The organism is Nesterenkonia sp. Act20, assembly GCF_019173455.1.
Classification (GTDB): Bacteria; Actinomycetota; Actinomycetes; order Actinomycetales; family Micrococcaceae; genus Nesterenkonia.
Genome location: NZ_JADPQH010000001.1, coordinates 1,856,481 through 1,871,388, shown reverse-complemented (window position 1 = coordinate 1,871,388; position 14,908 = coordinate 1,856,481). Strand labels below are relative to the sequence as shown.

The following is a 14,908-nucleotide window of genomic DNA, read 5'->3' as shown; positions in this document are numbered from 1 at the left end:
CCTCCTGAGTTGGTGCCTGCCCCTGCGGTAGGCACTTGGTGCGAATGAGTGGGTTCGTGCTGCGCGAGGGGTCAGAGCCCCTGCGCAAGTCGGTAGTACGCCGCGTTGTGTCGCAGCTCGCGGGCGAAGCCCCGGGCCGTGGTGTCCGCGTCGATGATGGCGAGCTCCATGCCGGCGATCTCGGCCAGATCTTCGAAGGCCTCAAGCCCGGCAGCGGTGGAGAGCACCGTGTGGTGCGCCGCCCCGGCAGTGAGCCAGCAAGCAGCCGAGGTCGCGAAGTCAGGCTGTGGCTCCCAGACCGCGCGGGCCACGGGGAGGTTCGGCAGCGGCTCGTCCGGAGCCACCACGTCGACCAGGTTCGCGGTGAGTCGGAAGCGTTCGCGCAGATCAGACATCGCGACGACGACGCCCTCGCCGGGGTCGGTGTCGAAGACCATGCGGACCGGGTCCTCGCGGTCGCCGATGCCCAGCGGATGGATCTCGATCCGCGGCGTCGTGGTGGTCAGCGAGGGGCAGATCTCGAGCATGTGCGCCCCGAGGATCTTCTCCCTGCCCGGGGTCATCTCATAGGTGTAGTCCTCCATCAGCGAGGCACCCCCGTCCAGGCCATGTCCCATGACTTTCGCGGCGCGGACCAGCAGCGCCGTCTTCCAGTCGCCCTCCGCACCGAACCCGTAGCCGGCGGCCATGAGGCGCTGCACTGCCAGACCGGGAAGCTGGCGCAGTCCGCCGAGGTCTTCAAAGTTGGTGGTGAAGGCCTCGAACCCGCCCTCTTCAAGGAAGGACCGCATTCCGGCCTCCTGCCGGGCCGCGTAGGCCAGCGACTCGCGGCGCGCCCCGCCTGCCTGCAGCTCCTCAGCGACCTCGTACTCGGCGTCGTATTCGGCCAGCAGCGCGTCCACCTGGTCCTGGCTGACCGACTCGACGCGTTCGACCAGGTCGTTGACCGCCCAGGTGTTGATCGAGGTGCCCAGCCGGATCTCTGCCTCGGTCTTGTCCCCCTCGGTGACGGCGACGTTGCGCATGTTGTCCCCGAAGCGGCACACCCGCATGTTCTGCAAGGCGTTCCATCCGGCGGCGGCGCGGGCCCAGCTGGCCACCTCGGTCTGGACCCGGGGGTCGGTGCTGTGTCCGACCACGGTCTTCCGGCGCACCCCGGTGCGGGTGGCGATGTAGCCGAACTCGCGGTCGCCATGGGCGGCCTGGTTCAGGTTCATGAAGTCCATGTCGATGTCCGCCCAGGGCAGCGTCATGTTCGCCTGGGTGTGGAAGTGCAGCATCGGCTTGGCCAGGGCTTCGAGCCCGGCGATCCACATCTTCGCCGGGGAGAATGTGTGCATCCACACGATCACGCCCAGGCAGTTCTCATCAGCATTGGCTTCAAGCGCGGCGGTGCGGATCGCGTCGCGCTCGGTGAGCACCGGCTTCCACACGATCTCCACCGGGATCTGGTCTGCGGCATCCAGGGCAGCGGCGACCTGCTGGGACTGCTCCGCGACCTGATCCAGCGTCTCGGGCCCGTAAAGCCCCTGCGATCCGGTGAGGAACCAGAGGGTCTTCGCCTCGAACGGAGAGGTGGTCGGGTTCGTGGTCTGTGAAGTACCGGCGCTCATGTGTTGTCTTTCTGTCCATAGACGTTCTGATACCGCGCATAGAGCGCGTCGACCTGATGTTGTGCGATGCGCTCGGGCTCCCCGTAGGCACGGGCCAGGTGCACGGTCCGCGCGACCTCTTCACAGAGGACCGCCGCCTTGACCGCGTCCTTGGCATCGGCACCGATGGTGAAGGGACCATGACGATCCATCAGCACGGCCCGGGATCGGGAGTCCTCCAGGGTCTCCACGATGCCGCGACCGATGGAGTCATCCCCGATCAGCGCGAACGGCCCGATCGGGATATCACCGCCGAACTCATCGGCCATCATGGTCAGCACGCACGGGATGGGCTCCCCGCGGGCCGCCCAGGAGGTCGCATAGGGCGAGTGGGTGTGCACCACTCCCCCCACGGCGGGCATGTTCCGATACACATAGGCGTGGGCCGCAGTGTCGGAGGAGGGGGAGAGCCCGATGGAGGTGTCGTCGTCGATCTTGGTGCCGTCCAGGGTGCAGACCACCATGTTCGCAGGCGCCAGCTCGTCATAGCTGACCCCGGAGGGCTTGATCACGAAGACCCCCGCCACGGGTTCATCGGCGGTGGGTCCCTCGGTTCCGGACAGCTCCACCTTCTGTGAGACGTTGCCCGCGGTCCAGGCCACCAGGTCATTGCGCGGCAGCTCGGCATGAAGTCGGGCCACGGTCTCCCGCGCCGCCGCGATGGCCTGGCTGGCCGAGTCGGAGAAATCATTCAGGTGCAGGGTGCTCATGCGGTCACCACCTCCTCATGGGGCGCACTCTTGCTGTGCGCGTTGCGCCGGATCGCCTTGAGTCGACGCATCACATCGTTGGTGCCCCGGCCGAAGTAGTCGTGCAGCGTGCGGTATTCGGCGAAGAGCTCGTCATAGGCCGCCGCCGCCTCGGGCTGCGGGGTGTAGGCATTCTTGCGCCGTCCGCCCATGAGCGACCCGGCGGTGGGGACGTCGGGATGCGCGCCTGCTGCCACCGCGGCGTGGATCGCAGAGCCCAGGGCCGGTCCCTGCGCGGAGGTGATGGTGGAGATCGGCAGTCCGGTGATGTCCGCGTAGGTCTGCATCAGGAACGGATTCTTGAGCAGTCCTCCGGCGACCACCAGTTCGGTCACCGGGACGCCGGAGGCGTTGAAGGCTTCGATGATGGTGCGCGTGCCGAAGGCGGTGGCTTCGAGCAGCGCCCGGTAGCCGTCCTCAGGCTTGGTGGCCAGAGTGGCACCGAGCATCAGCCCGGAGAGTTCATGATCCACCAGCACGGAGCGGTTTCCGGAGTGCCAGTCCAGAGCGATCAGGCCGTGGGCTCCCACGGCCTGTGCCGCGGACTTCTCAGTGAGCAGCTCGTGGATGCTGATGCCACGCGATTTCGCCTCTGCGCTGTAGCTGCCCGGGACCTGGTTCTCCACGTACCAGGCGAAGATGTCCCCGACCCCGGACTGGCCGGCCTCGTAGCCCCAGAGCCCCTCGGTGATGCCGCCCTGGACCGCGCCGCACATCCCGGGCACCTCGGCAAGGCGCTCTCCGTTCATCACGTGGCAGGTGGAGGTGCCCATGATCGCGACCATCTGTCCGGGAGCGACGGCGTCCGCCGCCGGTGCGGTGACGTGCGCGTCGACATTGCCCACGGCCACGGCGATGCCCTCGGGGAGACCTGTCCATCCGGCGGCCTCGGCGGAGAGCCCGCCGGCGCGGGCGCCGAGCTGACCGATCTCATGGTCGAGCTTCTCGGCCACAAAACCGGAGAACTCGGGATTCAGCGCGCGCAGGAAGTCAGCATCCGGGTAGGAGCCGTCCTGGTAGATGCCCTTATAGCCGGCGGTACAGGCGTTGCGCAGGTATTCGCCGGTGAGCTGCCAGACGATCCAGTCGGCGGCCTCGACCCAATGATCCATGGCGGCGTAGATCTCTGGGTCCTCTTCCAGGATCTGCAGGCCCTTGGCGAACTCCCACTCGGAAGAGATGAATCCGCCGTAGCGCCCGATCCAGGGTTCGTTCCTGGAATGGGCGAGCTCGTTGATGCGGTCCGCCTGGGCCTGCGCCGCGTGGTGCTTCCACAGCTTGACGTAGGCGTGGGGGCGATCGGCGTACTCGGGGAGTTCGCTCAGCGGCGTACCGTCCGTCGTCGTCGGCACCATGGTGCAGGCGGTGAAGTCTGTGGCGATGCCGATGACGTCCCCCGGGTTGACGCCGGCCTCGCGCAGCGCCTCGGGCACCGCGTTCTTGAGCACCTCCACGTAGTCTCCGGGGACCTGAAGAGCCCACTCGGGGGGCAGCGCCTCGCCGTGGTGAGCGGTGAGGCGCTCATCCATCACCGCGTGGGAGTAGGGGTGCACGGCCGAACCCAGCTCAGCGCCATCGCTGACCCGGACCACAAGTGCGCGTCCGGAGAGCGTCCCGTAGTCGACTCCGATGACGACCGCATCCGCAGCTGGCATTGAACACCGTTCTTCCTTGCACTGAATCGGACCGTGGACGGTCTGGCGTGGGAACTGCCTGTCTGACGCGCGAACCGGTGTCTTGGAGTACGGCCGCTGATCGGGTGAGCTGAGTCACGTGATCCACGTCTCAGTCATGTTAACGTTAACATCACAGGTTTCGTCAAGCCACGCCCAAGATTTTTTTCAGCTGCGGAATGCGGTGGAGCCACGCTCGATGAGTTCGGGGGAGATGAAGTTCGGGACGTGGGTCAAGCCGTCACTGACATCGAGCAGCAGCTCCAGGGCGGCCCACCCTGCTTCTTCAAACGGCTGACGCACGGTGGTCAGCGGCGGAGAGAAATAGCCGGCGGCGTCGACATCGTCGAATCCGACCACGGAGATGTCGTCCGGGACGTTGAGGCCGTGCTCCTGCAGGGCGCGGATCAGCCCGAGCGCGATGAAGTCGTTGGCGGCGAAGACAGCGTCGGGCAGCTCATCGACGTCGAGGAGCCGCTGGGCAGCCTCGTAGCCGGCTTCGGCGGTCCACCCGCCCGCGCGGATCATCTGCGGCGCGCTGAGATCGGCGACGGCGAGCGCCTGCCGCCACCCGACCACTCGGCCGCGCGCATCGAACCAGTCCATCGGCCCGGCGATATGGGCGATCGAGCGGTGGCCGCGGTCGATCAGGTGCTGGGTGGCGCGGCGCGCGCCGAGTTCCTGGTCGATTCCCGCCACGTTCATGTTGTCCGCAGGCCACAGCCCGGAGGTCACCAGGACCAGCGGCAACTGGGCGGAGAGCTGTTTGGCGGCCTCGGCCAGCGCCGGGACAGGGGTGATCACCACGATGCCGTCGATCCCGTGGCTGAGGAAGAAGTCGAGGGTGGAGTCGATGGTCTCCGGACGCGGATCGCGCACGACGCTCAGCGCCGTGGCGTATCCCCGCTCCCGAGCGGCGTTCTCGATCGCCCAGGTCATCCGGGTCGGTCCGAAGTCCGTGTCTCCCTGCCCGACGACGCCGATCAATCCGTTGCTCTGCGTCTTCAGTGCGCGGGCCTGGCTGTTGCGCCGATAGCCCAGCGCGGCCATCGAGCGTTCGATCCGCTCGCGGGTGTCGGGAAGCACAGCCTCGGGGGTGTTCAGCACCCGGGAGACGCTCTGATGCGAGACGCCAGCATGCTTGGCGACGTCGACCATCGACGGCCGCCTGGCACCTTTGCGCTTCGCCCCGCTCACCGGCAGCTCCTCTCCCTCGCTGCAGATGATCCTGTCATACCAAGAGTGTGGGCCTCGCCACTGCGGGGCACCAGCCTGAGCGGCACGTGGGGCGCGGCTGGTCTAGGCTGTTTCGTGGCATTCGTCACTCGTCGACAAGGAGTTCATCATGACCGGATCGATCATCGTCGGTGTGGACGGCAGTCCCACTGCAGAGAAGGCTGCCCAGAAGGCCCGGGACCTGGCGCGTCGCCTGGAGGTGCCGCTGCACGTGGTCTCCGCGCACACCGATGCGACCATCGAGCACGTCAACAGTGGTTCCGATCAGTGGGTCGTTTCGGGTGCGGACAATGCGCTCTACATCGCGGAGCAGGTGGTCAAGGGACTGCGCACGCCCGGACTGAAGATCGTGGCAGGCTCCACGCACGGCAAACCCGCCGAGGCGCTCATCGCCTACGCCGAGAAGGTCGGCGCGGAGATGATCGTGGTGGGCAACCAGCGCATGCGCGGAGCCCGCCGGGTACTGGGCAGCGTGGCCAATTCGGTGTCCCACAACGCCAGCTGCGACGTGTACATCGCGAACACCTATTCGGAGTGAGCATCGGCTCGACCGGACCCCGCCGCGTCGTCTGCGTGCCTGACTCCTTCAAGGGTTCGGCCTCGGCGTCCGAGGCGGCGACCGCCATGGCGCGCGGGGTCCGTCAGGTCTTCGCGGAGGCGGAGGTTCTGCAGCTGCCTTTCGCCGACGGCGGTGAGGGCACGCTGGACGCGCTGCTCGCAGCCTGGGGAAGGACGGCGGAATCCGTCGAGGTCTTCGACGCGATCGGCAGGCCGGTGACCGCTCGGTACGGCCGCTCCTCCGACGGTCGGATCGGTGTCATCGAGGCTGCGCAGGCCAACGGGCTTCCGCAGGTGGCCGATCAGCCGCTTCAGCCGTTGCGCGCCGACAGCTGGGGAGTGGGTCTCATCGCTCGCGAGCTGCTCGCGGACCCACACTGCGAAGAGATCCTGCTCTGCATCGGCGGCTCGGCCACCACCGACGGCGGCACTGGGCTGCTCGGCGCCTTGGGCGTGAGGTTCCTCGATGAAGAAGCGCAGCCGGTGCGCCCCGGCGGTGAGGGGCTTGCTCGGATCGCCGCAATCGACACCGCCGAACTGGATCCACGGGCGCGGGCAGTCCGCTGGCGCATCGCGGTGGACGTGGAGAACCCGCTCACCGGGCCGCGTGGGGCGGCTGCGGTCTTCGGACCACAGAAGGGGGCGACGGCGGAGCAGGTCCAGCTCCTCGACACCGGCCTGGAGAATCTGGCCGGCTCCCTGGCGACGCTGGGCGAACTGGACCCGCAGCAGCTGCAGACTGCCCCGGGCTTCGGTGCCGCGGGCGGAATGCCCGTGAGCCTGTCGGTCCTGCTCGGTGCCGAGATCCTGCCAGGGGCGCAGATGGTCGCTGAGGCGGTGGGACTCGAAGCGGCTCTCGCTCAGGCGGACCTGGTGCTCACCGGGGAGGGGTCGCTGGACACGCAGTCACTGGACGGAAAGGTGGTCCACGCGGTGCGCCGCTACGCCCCGGCGAGCGCCGCCGTCGTCGTCATCGCTGGTGCCGTCCAGCTCAGTCCTGCCCAGTGTCGCGCCGCGGGGCTTGCCGGGGCTTTTTCGATCGCCGCGGGGCCGGCGGGGCTCGATGAGCTGCTCTGCCGGGCGCCCGAGCTGATCGAAGATGCCGCTGCACAGGTCTGTGGGCTGCTGCAGCACAGCGTCGGCAGCTAGCATCCGCTCCTAGAAACGGGACGGTGCGCCCCAGTCTCAGACGCTCAGAGGTGCGTCTCGATATCACCTTCGGAGCGGAGCTTCTCAACCAGGTCGATGGCGGCCTCGTTGCGTGCATCGGAGGTCGCCTGTTCCTCCACATCCTCACGCGCGTCCTCGAAGGAGGGCAGCTCGGCCTGTTCTTCGCTGTCCGACTCTTCCTGGGCGGCGACGGCCTCATCATAGATCTCGCGGAGCTCCTCCTCGGAGGGCTCCTCGACCTTGAGGTCCTCAAGCAGCTGGTTGATCAGCACCTGGCTGCGCGCGTCCTCGGTCAGCTGCTCCGCCGACATTCCCTGCTCTTCGTAGGCCTCGATGAACTCATCGGCTGATTCCATGCCGTTGGACTCGGCCTGCTCGGTGATCAGCGCATCAACATCTTCTTCAGAGGCCTCGAATCCCTGCTCCCGGGCTTCCTGGAGCAGCAGCTCATTGCCGATCATGGACTCCAGGGTCTGCTTCTTGAGCTCATCCTGGTCCAGCTCCTCGCCGGTCATCTGTGACTGCATGGCGAGCTGCTGGAACTGGGACTCGTAGAGCACGGTGAAGTCTTCGCCGCTGATCTCATCACCGTTGACCTCGGCGACGACGTCCGGGATGTCCTCGGTGGCGGCCTCAGGCATTTCGGGCTGCTCCCCTGCGGCGCCTTCTTCTGCGCCCTGTCCCTCCTCCGAGGCGCTCTGGGACGCGGCAGCGTCCTCAGGCTCGGACTCGGATGCGTCGCCGCATGCGGCGAGGGCCAGCACTCCGGCCAGGGCAAAACTTGTCATCAGTTTCTTCGACATGACAAGGACCTCCTCATTGGTAGTCGAGCGGGAAACGTAGCACTCCAGCCACAACGGTCAAACCAGCCAACGTCCTGCTGGCGTTCAGGCCAGGACTGCGAGCAGGCCCATGACTCCCAGCGCGATCGTGGCGCAGGTGGTGGCCAGCACAGCACGAACATCAGCCTCCACCCGGCCCTCGGCGATTCCGCGGGACTGCCGCGAATAGCGCAGCTTCTGTGTGAGATAGATCCCGCCGGCCACCAGGGCGCAGCCTGCCGCAAGCGCGAGGGTCCATAACCCGTAATAGGGCATCCAGCGCAGGAACACCGCTCCGACCAGGGCGAACAGCAGCATCGTCCGACCCCAGGACAGCACGGTCCGTTCGGGCTGGAGGCCCGGGTCGGCATGCAGCGGGACCGCTGGGCGCATCAGGTCAGAACCACCAGCACGATGACCACAGCCATCGCGACGCCGCAGGCGAAGCTCAGCAACGGGATGATCAGCGGCATCGGCAGCGGCCGGCCCTGGCGCATGCTGCGTTCGATGTGGAGCCAGCGCAGGGCCGCGCCCACGCTGATCAGCAGTCCGACGCCTATGGTCAGCACCGAGATGATGGTCCGGTAGGGGTCTTCGAAGACATCAGCGGCGAAGGCCTCCACGGCGACGCCGCCCGCCAGGAACGCGAGCGCCGTGCGGATCCAGGCGAGGAAGGTGCGCTCGTTGGCGAGGGTGAACCGCGGATCGGGCTCCTGCCCCTGGGAGAGCAGGCGACTGGACAGCCGTCCTCGCTGCGGATTCTCGCTCACTGTTCCTCCTGCTGCTCTCCTGTTTCGCGGCCCCACCCATTGCGCGAGCCAAGTGTGTCACAGGCGCAGGTGCTGCGGATCAGCCGCGCGGCTTCATTCGGGTGCTGGGCAGCGCGGGGGCCGGAAGCGGCGCCGCCTGGCCTGGAGGGAAGTCCCCGAACTGCGGGAACGGCCTCCCGTCGGCATATCGGGAGCCCGCCAGAGCGTCCCTGAGCTCTCCGTGCACAGGCTCACCGAGCGCCCCCTTCGGCACCGACACCTGGTGCTCGGATCCATCGGGCCGCGCTGCCCGCTCGGATCCGCCTGTCTCTGAGCCGGTGCCGGCATGACGGCCCAGCGGCGAGTCCTGCGCGGGTGTTTCGAAGCCCATCTCCGCCTGGTAGGCATCACGGAAGGTGACGATCTCCTCATGGCTGCGGCCCACGAAGTTCCACCACATCACGATCTGCTCCCCCAGCGGCTCCCCGCCGAGCAGCAGAGCCAGTACAGGCTCATCCAGCGCCTCGATGCGCAGCGTGGTGGCGCCGGTCTCGCTCACGCCCAGGTGATCCTCCGGCAGCAGCGCTCCGTTGAGCCGCACGCCGCCCGAGATGCGCAGCAGTCCATGCTCATGCTCCGCAGGCACATCCAGCTCGAGGACCGTGCCGGGCTCAAGTCGAAGCTCGGCCCCGGTCAGCGGGAGGTAGGTCTTGACCGGGGACCGCTGTCCGAGCAGCTCGCCCAGGAAGACGCGAGCCTCCCAGCCCTGGCCCTGCACCGGGTCGGTCCGGTGAGTGGCCAGCGAGGGTTCCACGAACCGATGTTGATCCGGGAACGCGTACCAGAGCTGCGCTCCGTGGAGCACCGTGGTGTCCGTGGTGGAGTACTCCGAGTGGCTGATGCCGCTGCCGGCGTTCATCACCACCACCTCCCCCGGCCGCACCGTGGCCCAGTTCCCGGCAGAGTCCATATGATCGATCCGGCCGTCGAAGAGCCAGGAGACGGTGGCCAGTCCTGTGTGCGGATGGCGGGGCACACGCATGGGGGTGGCTTCGGTCAGATCATCGGGGCCGTAGAAGTCGATGAAGCACCACGCCCCCACCAGCGAACGTGCGCGCTGCGGCAGAGTGCGGCGAACGTTCATGGCACGCGGTCCGCCCAGCGGAACGGTGCGGGGTTCCAGAAGCTCCACCCCGTCATCGGCCCGGACGACGCCGTCGCGCAGACCCTCATAGGTATAGGGCCCGTTGATGCAGACCTGTTCCTGATGTTCGAGGTCGGTGCTGCTCATTGCGTCTCCTCTTGGTGATGACCAGGCGTCCCCTTGAGTGTTTCAAAATTCAAGCACTCTGCCCAGGCTGTCCGCCCCCGGCGCAGAGCGCTCGCTGCTCAGTCCTCGGAAACGCTGACCCGTACCTCGATGTTGCCCCGGGTAGCCTTGGAGTACGGACACGAGGCGTGGGCCTTGTCCGCCAGCTGCTGAGCCTGGGCCTGATCGAGATGGGGGATGACCACCTCGATCTCCACGGCGAGACCGAAGCCGCCGTCCTCGTCCTTGCCGATGCTCACCCTGGCCCCGACTGAGGAATCCGTCACATCGGCGTTGTCCTCCGAGGCGGCCTTGCGCAGCGCACCGTGGAAGCATGCAGCGTAGCCCAGCGCGAAGAGCTGCTCCGGGTTCGCCCCCTCCCCGAGCCGCCCATGGCCTCCGGAACGGCCATATTCAGGTCGACACGGCCGTCTGAGGTGCGGCTGCGTCCATTGCGGCCGTCACCGGTGGCCAATGCCTCGGTGGTGTACATAGGTTCGATCGCCATGCAGAAGTCCTCTCGCTCGTCACGGTGGACCACACCGCCGCGGTGATTTCGGGACGGCGCCGGTCAAGGAACAAGAACATCACAGCGTTGGTGAGTGGCACAATGGACCACCGTGCGAACTACCGATGCCGTCTGGCTTGCTCCTGGCGAGCCCCAAGAGATTCAGTCTGACCTGGTCAGCCGCTTCCATGAGGAATACGGTCGGCCAGCTTCCGGCACCTGGTTCGCCCCCGGGCGGGCAAACCTCAATGGTGAGCACATCGATTTCCATGCCGGCCGCTGCCTGCCGATGGCGCTGACCCACGGCACCTATGTCGCCGCCGCACCGCGCGAGGACGGCCTGCTCCGGATGCGCACGCTCGACGCCTCCTTGGACGACGGGGTCACCACCGTGTTCGCGGATCAGATCGGCCCGCAGGCGAAGCCGGCCGCAGACGACGCCCTGAAGGACGACTCCTCAGGTCACTGGAGCCAGTACGTGCATGGGGTCCTCTGGTCGCTGCGTGAGCTCGGCGCCTCCCACCCGGACTTCCACGTCACCGAGGGCTTCGGCGCCGACATCCTGGTGGTCTCCACGCTGCCGATCGGTGGCGGCCTGTCCTCCTCGGCCGCGCTGGAATGTGCCAGCATTCTGGCCTTCGTCGCCCTGGGAACTCCGCTCGGGCTGCAGAACCCGCTCGATGATCTGAACGCGGCCTTGACTCGCGAACACCGTAAGCAGCTCGCGGCGGCCTGCGTGCGCGCCGAGGTGGAGGTCGTGGGTGCAGGCACTGGCGGCCTGGATCAGACTGCCGCCATGCGGGCCCGGGCGGGCAAGGTGCTCTCCCTGGACTGCCGGGACTTCAGCGTGCAGCCCCTCGACATCGGCTGCATCCTCCGCGGCTACCGCCTGATCGCCGTGGACACGGGACAGGCGCACCGCCTGGCCGACGGACAGTTCAGCGATCGCCGCGCCGAAGCCGAAGCGGCTGCGCAGCTGCTGGGCTTCGATCGGCTCCGCGACGCCCTCCCGGAGAAGCCCCGCAAGGCAGACGTGCTTCATGTGCTCGAGGAGTTCGATCGCCTGGCCGAGCAGCTCGAATCCGTGGCCGGACGCGATATCGAAGCCTGCCGACGTCGGCTGCGTCATGCTCTCACGGAGATGGTGCGGTCGGAGAAGCTGCACCACCTGCTCTCCGGCGAGGCCTACGGCGTCCGCCACATCACCTCCACGGTGGGAGACATCCTGACCGCAGGGCATATGAGCATGCGCGACGACGCCGAGGTCTCCTTCACCGTGGCGGACCTCGTGGTGGAGACAGCGCTGGCCCAGGGGGCCGAGGGTGCTCGGCTGATCGGGGGCGGCTTCGGCGGATCGGTCCTGCTGCTGATCGCACCTGCGGGCGTCCCCCGGCTCACCGCCGCCTTGGAGAAGATCAGCCGCAATATCCGGCTGATCGACGTCGCGCCCTCTTCCGCCGCCCACGCCCTCTGACGCACCACGAAGTTCCAGCTCAGATACAGGCAAGGTCCCACCTTGCGCACAGGTCCTTCTCAGCGACGCTTCCTACACTCGGGATCAGCGCGCCCGAACCTATCCTCCGGCGCATCCCTGCCAAGCGAGGTGTACGAATGTCATCTCATCGAGCACGTCGCGACCGAACCAAGCCCTCCTCGGAACGGGCCGTCCCGCCAAAGACTGCCGATCGGGAAGAGCCCACGCTCGGTCGCGCCAACTCGAGCCAGACGGTCGCAGTCACCCTTGGAGTGGGCATCGGACTGATCGTGTTCCTGCTCGCCCTGCCTTACCTCGGCTGGCTCTGAACCCCGAGGCGCTCCGCTCTGGTCATGAGGGCAGACGGTACGCTGTCAGGCTGTGAGCACCCCGAAGAAGAGCCCCGCCAGGAAGTCTCCCGGCAGTTCCCCTGCTGGCGCGAAGAACACCAGGACCGCTGGTAGAAGCACGGCCGCCAAGAAGAACACGCCAGCGAAAAAGACGACGACGCGGCGCCCGGCTGCCTCCAGGTCCGCCTCCAAGCCCCGCGCGACCACCTCGGCTCCCCGCTCCCCAGCCTCGAAATCTCGGGCCTCTGCCTCCACGTCTCGAACCTCATCCTCTCGGTCCGCCTCCGGCCGCGCCGCGGCCGCTCCGAGCAGCCGGCGAACCATGCTGCGGCGGCTCGGCGGCGAGTGGGGGCGCTACCTCTGGGCCATCGTCGTCGCCGTGATCATCGCCGCCCTGATGTTCGAGTTCACCATGGTCTGGACCATCGGGGTGGGCTTCTACATGCTTGCCCTGGGAGAGTTCACCGGCCTCTGGCTGCTCGTGGGCGGGTACGCGCTGGCCTGCACCCCCGCCGCATTCGGACTGCTCATCGCCACAGGCAGGTTCTGGACCGCGCTGACACACTCGCTCTGGATCGGCCTGCTCTACGGCGGGCTCGGATTCGTCTTCCTCGACGTCATCCTCGGGATCGTCTAGGTCCTCCGCCAGACGCCGCGGGCTGCCGGTTGTCTGTCGCGAGCTGTTCCCCGCGCCGGAAGAGCTCCAGACGCAGGGCCGCGGGCGCGAGAACCTCGACCTCAGGCACTCCGAGCAGAGCGGTCGTCGCGACCTCCAGGCTCTCCATGCGCAGTTCGACCGTGAGCTGGCCCGCGCGTTGGGCTGCATCGTCGATCGCGCGGCGGGTGTGGGGTCCAGGCACCGCGGCCGCCAGTGCGGCGGCGGAGCCGCTGGGGATCCGCAGCGTGACCGGCAATCTGCCCAGCGAAGCCTCGAACGCCTGGCGGGAACGGCCCCAGTGTTCCGCAAGCGAGAACTCCGCGGGGCGCCACCCTGGTTCCTCCAGCACGCGAGCCTCACGGACCCGGATCAGTCGATAGGTCCGCAGACTGTGCCGATGGGCGGCGACGAGGTACCAGGCCTCGGTCTTGAGCACCAGGCCCAGAGGATCAAGTGTCCGGGTCACCGCGGTCGAGGCCGAGCGTGGACTGTCATAGCGGATCCGCAGCCGCTGTCCCGACCAGACAGCGCGCGCCACCTCGGCCAGCGCCTCCGGGCGCTCGGGTTCAGTGAACCATCGCTCATTGTCGACGAGGAAGCGCTCCTGCACAGGCTGCACGGCATTCGACTGCAGACGGTTCGTGGTCAGCATCTTCAACCTGGCCGTGGCGTAGTCCGACTCCAGTCCCAGGCCCCGGGAACCGGCCTCTCCCAGAAGCAGCGCCTGCAGCTCCGCGGCAGTCATGCCGGTGAGCGGTGACCTCCATCCGTCCACGAGACCCACGCCGCCACCGGGTCCGGTTCGTGTCCAGATCGGCACGCCGAGCTCATGCAGTGCAGTGATGTCGCGCTGGATCGTGCGCGGCGTGACTCCGTGTCGTGCTGCCAGCCGCCCCACCTTCAGCGAAGGCACCCGGCTGAGCTCCATCAGCAGGGCGAGAAGCCGGGTGGAACGCATGAACAGAGTCTAGGCAATTGACGACACAGGATGTCGCCAATACCTGCGAACCTGATGAGGAGACCCCCGCAGCAAGGAGAATCCCATGACCGAACAGCAATCCGAGGGCGCCCTGCAGGATCGCATCGCCCTGGTGACCGGGGCGACCCGGGGCGCAGGACGGGCCATCGCACGCATGCTTGCCGATGCCGGCGCCGTGGTCTATTGCACCGGACGCTCGACTGCTCAGGCACCTTCCGACTACGGACGCGCGGAGACGGTCCAGGAGACCGCGGCGCTGATCGCCGCGGCCGGAGGCACAGCGATTCCGATCATCACCGACCATCTGGATCCCGACGCCATCCACGCACTGATCCAGCGCATCTCCACCGAGCGCGACCGGCTCGACATCCTGGTCAATGACATCGGCGGGGAGGCGTACGTGAAGTTCGGGCTCCCCCTGTGGGATTACGACCTCAGGGAGGGGATGAAACTGTTCCAGACGGGCTTCACCACACATCTCTACACGAGCCACGCGGCTCTGCCGCTGCTGGTGAAGAATCCAGGATCCCTCGTGGTGGAGGTCACCGACGGCACCCGCGGCTACAACGCCACACACTTTCGTGAGAGCGTCTTCCTCGATCTCACCAAGACCACGGTGGATCGCTTGGCCTTCGCCCAGGGTCACGAACTAGCCCCCCACGGCGGCACTGCGGTCTCAGTCTCCCCCGGCTGGCTTCGCTCCGAGATGATGCTCGATGCCTTCGGCGTCACCGAGGAGAACTGGCGCGAGTCTGCGGAGGCCAACCGTGGAAAGTCCGAGGCGCTGCCGCCGTATGAGTTCGTGATCTCAGAGACCCCGGCGCTGCTTGCTCGCGGGATCACCGCTCTTGCAGCAGACCCCCAGCGCGCCCGGTGGAACACACAGTCACTGAGCTCATTCTCGCTGGCCGAGCACTACGGGCTCACCGATGTGGACGGTTCGCGGCCCGATGCATGGAGCTTCATCACCGCCATGGAGACCACCCCGGTGGAACAGCTGGAGGTCGAGAACTACCGCTGAC

16 protein-coding genes and 1 pseudogene are annotated in these 14,908 nt (G+C 67.4%); 6 read left to right on the top strand and 11 right to left on the bottom strand.

Annotation, left to right across the window (positions count from 1 at the left end; genetic code table 11):
- Window positions 1-71: 71 nt before the first annotated feature.
- From araA to IY716_RS08610, 4 genes are all read right to left on the bottom strand, one after another.
- Window positions 72-1,613: an L-arabinose isomerase gene (gene araA / locus IY716_RS08625; protein ID WP_218221121.1), complete on the bottom strand. Its 1,542-nt coding sequence runs from the start codon at window positions 1,611-1,613 to the stop codon at window positions 72-74.
- A complete protein-coding gene (locus tag IY716_RS08620; RefSeq protein WP_218221120.1) occupies window positions 1,610-2,362 on the bottom strand; it encodes an L-ribulose-5-phosphate 4-epimerase in 753 nt (250 codons plus the stop codon). Before IY716_RS08620 ends, araA begins: the two co-directional genes overlap by 4 nt.
- Window positions 2,359-4,056, bottom strand: coding sequence for a ribulokinase (gene araB / locus IY716_RS08615; RefSeq protein WP_218221119.1), 1,698 nt, complete (start codon window positions 4,054-4,056; stop codon window positions 2,359-2,361). Before araB ends, IY716_RS08620 begins: the two co-directional genes overlap by 4 nt.
- 186 nt (window positions 4,057-4,242) lie before the next feature.
- Window positions 4,243-5,271 carry a LacI family DNA-binding transcriptional regulator gene (locus IY716_RS08610; RefSeq protein ID WP_218221118.1) on the bottom strand — a complete coding sequence of 343 codons (1,029 nt, stop codon included), beginning with the start codon at window positions 5,269-5,271 and terminating at the stop codon, window positions 4,243-4,245.
- Window positions 5,272-5,419: 148 nt separating this feature from the next.
- Between IY716_RS08610 and IY716_RS08605 the strand changes: the two genes are divergently transcribed.
- Together IY716_RS08605 and IY716_RS08600 are read left to right on the top strand one after the other, a co-directional pair.
- Window positions 5,420-5,848, top strand: a complete 429-nt coding sequence (locus IY716_RS08605) for a universal stress protein (RefSeq protein ID WP_218221117.1) — start codon at window positions 5,420-5,422, stop codon at window positions 5,846-5,848.
- Between the two features lie 35 nt (window positions 5,849-5,883).
- Window positions 5,884-7,017, top strand: a complete 1,134-nt coding sequence (locus IY716_RS08600; protein WP_369699645.1) for a glycerate kinase — start codon at window positions 5,884-5,886, stop codon at window positions 7,015-7,017.
- Window positions 7,018-7,061: 44 nt separating this feature from the next.
- Here the strand turns inward: IY716_RS08600 and IY716_RS08595 are convergent, their stop codons facing one another.
- The 5 genes and pseudogenes from IY716_RS08595 to IY716_RS08575 all read right to left on the bottom strand — a co-directional run bounded on the left by IY716_RS08595 (window position 7,062) and on the right by IY716_RS08575 (window position 10,419).
- Complete coding sequence (locus IY716_RS08595; protein ID WP_218221116.1) at window positions 7,062-7,841, bottom strand: SurA N-terminal domain-containing protein; 780 nt, start codon at window positions 7,839-7,841, stop codon at window positions 7,062-7,064.
- Window positions 7,842-7,925: 84 nt separating this feature from the next.
- Window positions 7,926-8,252 (bottom strand): DUF202 domain-containing protein, encoded by a 327-nt coding sequence (locus IY716_RS08590; RefSeq protein ID WP_218221115.1) that lies wholly within the window; start codon window positions 8,250-8,252, stop codon window positions 7,926-7,928.
- Entirely contained in the window at window positions 8,252-8,629 is a 378-nt protein-coding gene (locus IY716_RS08585; RefSeq protein ID WP_218221114.1) for a DUF202 domain-containing protein, read from the bottom strand. Before IY716_RS08585 ends, IY716_RS08590 begins: the two co-directional genes overlap by 1 nt.
- 79 nt (window positions 8,630-8,708) lie before the next feature.
- Window positions 8,709-9,899, bottom strand: coding sequence for a pirin family protein (locus IY716_RS08580; protein WP_218221113.1), 1,191 nt, complete (start codon window positions 9,897-9,899; stop codon window positions 8,709-8,711).
- A 98-nt stretch (window positions 9,900-9,997) separates the two neighbouring features.
- Window positions 9,998-10,419 (bottom strand): annotated as a pseudogene (locus IY716_RS08575) (organic hydroperoxide resistance protein).
- A 118-nt stretch (window positions 10,420-10,537) separates the two neighbouring features.
- Here IY716_RS08575 and IY716_RS08570 point away from each other — a divergent pair.
- Window positions 10,538-11,899: a galactokinase family protein gene (locus IY716_RS08570; protein WP_218221112.1), complete on the top strand. Its 1,362-nt coding sequence runs from the start codon at window positions 10,538-10,540 to the stop codon at window positions 11,897-11,899.
- Window positions 11,900-12,036: 137 nt separating this feature from the next.
- Complete coding sequence (locus IY716_RS08565) at window positions 12,037-12,228, top strand: hypothetical protein (RefSeq protein ID WP_218221111.1); 192 nt, start codon at window positions 12,037-12,039, stop codon at window positions 12,226-12,228.
- 45 nt (window positions 12,229-12,273) lie between these two features.
- On the opposite strand, the gene IY716_RS08560 is transcribed toward IY716_RS08565, so the two are convergent.
- Window positions 12,274-12,573: a hypothetical protein gene (locus IY716_RS08560; protein WP_218221110.1), complete on the bottom strand. Its 300-nt coding sequence runs from the start codon at window positions 12,571-12,573 to the stop codon at window positions 12,274-12,276.
- On the opposite strand from IY716_RS08560, the gene IY716_RS08555 reads away from it, so the two are divergent.
- Entirely contained in the window at window positions 12,572-12,886 is a 315-nt protein-coding gene (locus IY716_RS08555) for a hypothetical protein (protein ID WP_218221109.1), read from the top strand. The two genes, IY716_RS08560 and IY716_RS08555, sit on opposite strands and share 2 nt — an antisense overlap.
- Here the strand turns inward: IY716_RS08555 and IY716_RS08550 are convergent.
- Window positions 12,867-13,865, bottom strand: a complete 999-nt coding sequence (locus IY716_RS08550; RefSeq protein WP_218221108.1) for a YafY family protein — start codon at window positions 13,863-13,865, stop codon at window positions 12,867-12,869. The genes IY716_RS08555 and IY716_RS08550 overlap by 20 nt on opposite strands.
- Before the next feature lie 85 nt (window positions 13,866-13,950).
- Between IY716_RS08550 and IY716_RS08545 the strand changes: the two genes are divergently transcribed.
- A complete protein-coding gene (locus tag IY716_RS08545; RefSeq protein ID WP_218221107.1) occupies window positions 13,951-14,907 on the top strand; it encodes an SDR family oxidoreductase in 957 nt (318 codons plus the stop codon).
- The last annotated feature ends 1 nt before the right edge of the window (window position 14,908 follow it).